This is a genomic window from Leucobacter sp. BZR 635 (genome assembly GCF_048061935.2).
GTDB lineage: Bacteria > Actinomycetota > Actinomycetes > Actinomycetales > Microbacteriaceae > Leucobacter.
The window spans coordinates 122,598-129,549 of sequence record NZ_JBLUNZ020000042.1 but is presented as its reverse complement, the minus strand read 5'-3'; the positions used below and the strand labels follow the sequence as shown (position 1 = coordinate 129,549).

Here is a 6,952-nt window from a genome sequence, read left to right as displayed (position 1 = left end):
GAGCTGGCAGCGCTCACTGCTGGTGGCTCTGGCCCGAATGTTGACAGCCCTGGCTCGGATGCCGACAGCCCTGGCGCTGGCGCGCCCGCCGAGCGCCGAGTCGTGCTGCTCGGCGACGACGTACTGCGCACCTCCTCCGCCGGCCCCGCGGCACTCGCGGTGCTGAACACCGTGCTGGGTCGCTGGTGAGCGCGCACACGCGAGCACCGGCGCAGATTGCGCGCCTGCGCGCAGCTCGGGATCGGTAGACTGGGCGGCATGGCTGAAGAGACTGTATTTGGCAAGATCATCTCGGGCGAGATTCCCACGGAATTCCTCGCGGAGACCGAGCGCGTTGTCGCGTTCCCCGATATCAATCCCCAGGCTCCCGTGCACATCCTCGTCATCCCGAAATCCACGGAGTACGCCGACGTCACCGAACTTGCCGCGGGCGACCCCGAACTGCTCGCCGAGATGGTCACGGTCGCGAAGCAGCTCGCGAACGAGCACGCGAACGGCGAGTACCGGCTCATCTTCAACAACGGTGCAAGCGCGGGCCAGACCGTCTTCCACGTCCACGCCCACGTCATTGCACACCTTGAGGAGCGATCCCTCCTTGGGTTCTGAACCGAACGCACCACAACCCAGCGACGAATCGGTTGCGCCGTACGGCACCGATCCAGAGCACGCCGACGCCGCGCGACCCGAGCCGCAGCTTGAGCGCACCGTGACACTCACGGGCGTAGAGCTCGCCTCGTTTCTCGGGCACCGCGACCAGCTGCTCGCGGACCTTGAGGCGCAGCACCCGAACGTCATCTTCAACGCGCGCAACGACGTGCTGTCGATCCGCGGCGAGACGAGCGCGGTGCGGGCGGCAGAGGAGCTCGTGCGCGAGATCCTCGAGCTTGCGCGCCGCAGCGGTACCGTCTCGAGCACCGACGTCCGCTCGATCGCGCGGATGGTGCGCGACGGCAATGGCCCGCGGGCAGCGATCACGCTGAGCGAGCCGATCCTCACCGTGCGTGGCAATGCGGTGCGCCCGCAAACGCAGGGGCAGCGGGAGTACGTCGACGCGATCGAGCAGCACACCATCACGTTCGGCCTCGGCCCCGCCGGCACCGGCAAGACCTACCTCGCGATGGCGAAAGCCGTCCAGGCGCTGCAGCGACGGGAGGTCTCGAAGATCGTGCTCACCAGGCCCGCCGTCGAGGCGGGGGAGCGCCTCGGGTATCTGCCGGGAAGCCTGGAGGACAAGATTGATCCGTATCTCCGGCCGCTGTTCGACGCGGTCGGGTCGATGATGGATCAGGATCTCGTGCCCAAACTCCTCGCGAATGGCACCATCGAGGTCGCCCCGCTCGCCTACATGCGCGGGCGCACCCTCAACGAGTCGTTCGTGATTCTCGATGAGGCACAGAACACGACGCCCGAGCAGATGAAGATGTTTCTCACGCGTCTGGGCTACGGCTCCAAGATGGTCGTCACGGGCGATATGACCCAGGTCGATCTGCCCGTCAAACAGAGCGGGCTGCGCGTCGTCACCGGGATCCTCCGCGGCGTCGACGACATCCATTTTTCCGAGCTGAGCGCCGACGACATCGTGCGCCACAGCCTCGTCGGGCGCATCGTCGATGCCTACGCGGCCTTCGACGAACGATCCACAATTGACCGCACAACCGAGGGGAAGCGCCACGCATGAGCGTCGAGATCAACAACGAATCAGGGGTCGCCGTCGGCGAGGACCGACTGCAGCGGCTCGTGAGCTTCGTGCTCGAGTCGATGTACGTGCACCCCGACACCGAACTCAGCCTCATGTTCGTTGACGAGGCCGCGATCGAGCAGCTGCACATCCAGTGGATGGACGAGCCCGGCCCGACCGACGTGCTCAGCTTCCCGATGGACGAGCTGCGGCCCGGCCGCCCCGATGCGGCCTCGCCCGCGGGCCTCCTCGGCGACATCGTCGTCTGCCCGCAGATCGCGATCATCCAGGCCGACGCCGCCGGGCACTCCCTCGAGCAGGAGCTCACGGTGCTCGTCACCCACGGCATGCTCCACCTGCTGGGCTTTGACCACGGCACCCCTGACGAAGAAGCCGAGATGTTCGGCCTGCAGCGGGATCTCGTGCTGTCGTTCAGCACCCGAGAACGTTGAGCTCTATGAGCGACGAAGACCTCCCTCCGTGGTTCGCCCGCGCGAGCGCCGCGGTGCGCCGCATCGCGGAGCGCGTGGCGCTTGGCCGCGGGCGGGTGCGCGACGAGCAGCAGCTGCTCTCGATGGTGGATCAGGCGACCGAGCTCGACCTCCTCGAAGAGGGCGACCGCGACTACATCCACTCGATCGTCGAGTTTGGTGACACGCTCGTGCGCGAGGTGATGGTGCCGCGCACCGACATGGTGACGGTCGACTCCGACGTGTCCGTGCGCGACACGCTCGAGCTGCTGCTCAACGCCCGCCACTCGCGCGTGCCCGTGATCGGCGACGATGTCGACGAGGTGCTCGGGGTCGTGTACCTGCGTGACGCGAGCAGCTTCGTGCTGCGACGCCCCGAGGAATCGGAGGAGTCGCCGGCGACCCGCATCATGAAACCGGCGATGTTCGTGCCCGAAGTGCAGCGCGCCGACAAGCTGCTGCGGCGCATGCAGCAGGAATCGAACCACCTCGCGCTCGTCGTCGACGAGTACGGCGGCATCTCCGGGCTTGTCACGCTTGAGGACCTCATCGAGGAGGTCATCGGTGACATCGCCGACGAGCACGACCGCGAGGACCCCGAGGTTGTCGAGGAAGCCCCCGGGCTCTTTCTGGTGAGCGCGATGCTGCCGATAGACGACCTCGGCGAGCTCTTCGAGATCGAACTCGACGACGAAGAGGTCGACACGGTCGGAGGACTCTTCGCGAAGTGGCTCGGCAGGCTCCCCGAGGTGGGGGATCGGGTCACCGGCGAAGGCATTGAACTTGAGGCGATCGACACCGAGCGCCGACGCAAACGACTGATCACGGCGCGCGCACGCGCCGTGCAAGACACCGCGAACAGCACAACGATTGAGGACACAGCATGAGCGCAGCAGATACATCCGGCGCAGCCGACACGACCGGCGCAGCCGCGGCCCCCGAAGGCCAGCAGGTGAGCTTCGGTGAGGCCGTTCCCGCCGGCACCGAGTTCCGGGCGGGCTTCGTCTCGTTCGTCGGCCGCCCGAACGTCGGCAAGTCGACGCTCACCAACGCGCTCGTCGGCGAGAAGATCGCCATCACGAGCCCGAAGCCGCAGACCACGAGGCGCGCGATCCGCGGCATCGCGCACCGCCCCAACGGGCAGCTCATCATCGTTGACACTCCGGGGATCCACCGCCCCCGCACGCTCCTCGGCGAGCGTCTGAACGCCCTCGTCGAGGCGACGCTCGGCGATGTCGACGTGATCGGCTTCTGCGTGCCAGCGAACGAGAAGCTTGGCCCCGGCGACCGCTTCATCAATGACCGGCTCAACGACTTCCCGCGCGCGAAGAAGGTGGCGATCCTTACGAAGGTCGACGAGGCTTCGAAGGACGAGATCTACGACCAGCTCGTGCGGCTCGGCGAGCTGCGCGAGTGGGACTCGGTTGTGCCCGTGTCGTCGGTGACGAACGACCAGCTCGACATCCTCAGCGACGAGCTACTGAAGCTCATGCCGGTGTCGCCTCCGCTCTACGAAGACGAGGCGTCGACCGACGAGACCGAGGACGAGCGTATCGCTGAGCTCATCCGCGAGGCCGCGCTGCGTGAGGCCCGCGAGGAGCTGCCGCACTCGCTCGCGGCGACCGTGGACGACCGCGAGGAGCGCGAGCCCGAGAACGAGGGCGAGCAGGGGCTGCTTGAGCTCTACGCGTCGATCTACGTCGAGCGCGACAGTCAGAAGGGCATCGTGATTGGCAAGGGTGGGTCGCGACTTCGCCAGATCGGCGAGGACGCCCGCCGCGAGATCGAGTCGCTGCTCGGCCGCCGCGTGTACCTCTCGCTGCGCGTGAAGGTGCTCAAGGAGTGGCAGCGCGACCCGAAGGCGCTCGGCCGGCTCGGGTTCTAGGCCCTGCCTAAATTCTCGTCCTGTTCATAGACGACGCTGCGCTCACGCCCAGCGTCGTTTATGCTTTAGCCATGCTTAAGCTCAACACTCCCATGGACGATGCCCTCGCGATGATCTTCTCGGGGACCTCCTCGGCGATCATGATCGCCTTCTACGTCGTGCTCGCGATCGCCGCCTGGAAGATGTTCTCGAAGGCGGGCTACGCCGGGATCCTCGCGTTCATTCCGATCGTGAACATCATCATCCTGGTGAAGATCGCGGGATACTCGGGCTGGATGTCGCTGCTCTACATCATCCCGATCGTGGGCTGGATCTTCGCGATCTTCGTCGCGCTGCGGATCGGCACGAACTTCGGCAAGGGTTCAGTGTTCTCCGTGTTCCTGCTGTGGCTGTTCCCGATGATCGGCTACTTCATCATCGGCCTGGGCCGCGCGCGCTACGTGCCCCGCGCCCACTAGCGGCAGCGACTCCGCCCCCTCACACCCCCGATTAATCCTGCGTGAGCCTTATGCGGCCCGCACAAGGCTCACGCAGGAAAAATAGGGTCGGAATGAACTGGGTGGGAAAGCTCGGTGCATCGCCGTGCTCTTCGGAAGGCCAGCACACTCGGGCCCCCGACCACTCCGTGTGAGCTGTGAAACGCACACGGCCCGGGCCCAGCTGCCCTGCATGGCAAGGGCGCGAAGCGTCCGCGGCAGCCCCACTCACAGACACCGGTGGGCGCGTCCCGTTCCCGGGTGAAGCAGAGTGGCTCCGGTCTGAGGGCTCCCCGAGGGCTCCCGAGGGCTCCCGCGGCCGGTGCGCAGCTGGCGGCACCCACGTGCTCTGGGTGGTTTCCTCCGCGCCACTGGGGCCGCAGCCCACCCGAGTAGCGCTCATCAGATATGTCTTTACGGTGGTCCTCATCGCTGGGGCCTGCGCCGCTATCGTGCAGCGCCCGTGTCCGCGCATCCCCACTGCCCCGTTTCATCCTTCACGAGCCCTTTACGGCCTGCAGAGGGCTCAGGGAGGAAAAATCGGGTCGGAATGGATGGGCGGGGTCGGGCCCGGCGAGAACCGGGACGGGAGCGCGAACGCCCGAGCGCTCCGCTAGCGGCCGCCGCTGAAGCCGCCGCCTCCGCCACCACCCGCGAAGCCCCCGCCGGTCGAGCCGCCCGCACTTGACGAGGTGTAGCTCACCGCGTTCGTCACCGAGTCGGTATAGCGGGTGAGCGAGTCCGAGAGGTTCGCGACGCCCAGGTACACGGCCGACGGATACCAGTACGGCACATAGTCGGTCTCGGCGCTGTAGCGCACCTCGAGCGCCTTCGCCCACTCCTTCTCCTGATTGAACAGCATCGCGTAGGGGAGGAGGCGTTCGTAGAGGTGGATCACGGCAATGCCGTCCGCCTCCTGCCGCTCGGCACCCGAGAACGACTGCAGCATCTTGATGCGCTCAGCCTCCGCGACCTCGATGAACAGCCGCACGCCCTCCAAATGCTCCCGCGCCTCCGCTCCAGCCTGCGTGTGCACGGTGTGCTGCGCGAGCGCGTAGAACGCGACAAGCCCAAGCAGCACCCCGCCGAAGAGGAAGAGCAGCGGCAGTGGCGAGCCGCGGAAGACGAGGCCTGCGACGCCGAAGCCGATCAGTGCCACTGCGATCGCGAGGGTTGCGTACCCGAAAGCTCGGCCGCCGGGGGCGTGGGCCTTCTCGAGGTAGCCGCGATCCACCGCCGCGGTCTGCCCGGCCGCCGTCAGCGTAGTCATCTTCTCGGCGAACTTCGTGCTCGACTTTGGCAGCGTCGCGGCCGCACCCGGCTGCGGGTCGGGCACCAGCGCGGTGAGCGCGAGTCGGTCGAGTTCGTCGACCGCCTGCGCGGGATCGACGACCCGCACCACCTGGGTCTGCTTGGTCTTCTTCGACTTCTTGCCGACGCGCTCACCGTCTTCGAGCCGGGTTGCCCCGGTCACCGCGAGGTGAATGATCTGCGCGGTCGCGGGCGGCTTCACGGGGCCCCCAACGATCGGTGCCGCGAGCAGCGGCGGCAGGGCGCGAGGAACGTCGTACTGCGCGATCACGGTGCCGCGGCCGACGCGGCGTCGCGCACGGAAGCGCCCAACCGCGACTGACCCGGCGGCCGCCGAAGCGAGGCCGACGCCGCCTACGATCATTGGCAGACCATCAAGCGTGAAATTCGGGAGCCGCTCGGGAGGCTGGACGACTGAGCCGGGCTGCATACCGGCGGCCACGGTGACGCCCTGCTCGGGGCCGAGCGGAAGATCCGCCACCACAACGGGATCCTCGCTCGTACCGGCGCCGCTCACTGCGCACTCGTCGGTGCTGTTTGGATCTCCCGCGTAGCAGCGAACGTTTCCGTTGAGCGCCGGCGCGAGCTCGGAAGCGAAAGCAATCTCGGCGCTGAAGTTCGCGATCGGCTGCTGGTGCTCGAAGTCCATGATGTCCCAGTAGAACTCGTCGGCCGTGCCGTCGTCCCGCGCGAGCACCACGTCGGAGACCGTGTAACTGATGACATACGTCTGCAGGCCGTGGACGTAGCTGTCGTCGCCGATGACGGCGATCCTGAATCCGTCCTCGTCTTCAACCTCGAATGGCACGGGTGTTCCCGATGCGTCGGTCACCGAGAAGTCGCGCGGATCGACCCCGACATTCTCGTACGACGTCGGCACCCCGCGCACGATGCCGCGATTCTGGTCGGTTTCGGGGAACCTGGGCGACACCGTTTCGGTGACGTGGGCGACGGCGCGGCCAGCGTCGTCGGTGGTCACCGTGTACGCCACGTGCCAGGACTCGTAGCTGAAGTCGTCGACGTCTGCGTGCGCGGGGGCCGCGGCGAACACGGCGGCGGCAGCGAAGCCGACAGCAGCGAGTAGCAGCGAACTGAGCCGGGAGAGTTTTCGCATATCCACGAGATTACGCTA

At 67.0% G+C, this 6,952-nt stretch carries 7 protein-coding genes and 1 pseudogene; 7 read left to right on the top strand and 1 reads right to left on the bottom strand.

What is annotated here, in order from left to right:
• The 7 genes and pseudogenes from ACI1US_RS09015 to ACI1US_RS08985 all read left to right on the top strand — a co-directional run.
• A pseudogene (locus tag ACI1US_RS09015) lies at positions 1–189 on the top strand (hypothetical protein); the annotation flags it as partial.
• A gap of 69 nt (positions 190–258) precedes the next feature.
• A complete protein-coding gene (locus ACI1US_RS09010) occupies positions 259–606 on the top strand; it encodes an HIT domain-containing protein (protein WP_416549635.1) in 348 nt (115 codons plus the stop codon).
• Positions 596–1,678, top strand: coding sequence for a PhoH family protein (locus ACI1US_RS09005; protein WP_416549634.1), 1,083 nt, complete (start codon positions 596–598; stop codon positions 1,676–1,678). The genes ACI1US_RS09010 and ACI1US_RS09005 overlap by 11 nt, the downstream gene beginning before the upstream one ends.
• Positions 1,675–2,130, top strand: a complete 456-nt coding sequence (gene ybeY / locus ACI1US_RS09000) for an rRNA maturation RNase YbeY (protein ID WP_416549633.1) — start codon at positions 1,675–1,677, stop codon at positions 2,128–2,130. The genes ACI1US_RS09005 and ybeY overlap by 4 nt, the downstream gene beginning before the upstream one ends.
• Before the next feature lie 5 nt (positions 2,131–2,135).
• Positions 2,136–3,035: a hemolysin family protein gene (locus ACI1US_RS08995; protein WP_416549632.1), complete on the top strand. Its 900-nt coding sequence runs from the start codon at positions 2,136–2,138 to the stop codon at positions 3,033–3,035.
• A complete protein-coding gene (gene era / locus ACI1US_RS08990) occupies positions 3,032–4,033 on the top strand; it encodes a GTPase Era (protein ID WP_416549631.1) in 1,002 nt (333 codons plus the stop codon). The genes ACI1US_RS08995 and era overlap by 4 nt, the downstream gene beginning before the upstream one ends.
• 71 nt (positions 4,034–4,104) lie before the next feature.
• Positions 4,105–4,491, top strand: coding sequence for a DUF5684 domain-containing protein (locus tag ACI1US_RS08985; RefSeq protein ID WP_461639824.1), 387 nt, complete (start codon positions 4,105–4,107; stop codon positions 4,489–4,491).
• Between the two features lie 631 nt (positions 4,492–5,122).
• Here ACI1US_RS08985 and ACI1US_RS08980 read toward each other — a convergent pair.
• Positions 5,123–6,934 (bottom strand): DUF2207 family protein, encoded by a 1,812-nt coding sequence (locus ACI1US_RS08980; protein WP_461639833.1) that lies wholly within the window; start codon positions 6,932–6,934, stop codon positions 5,123–5,125.
• Between the last annotated feature and the right edge of the window lie 18 nt (positions 6,935–6,952).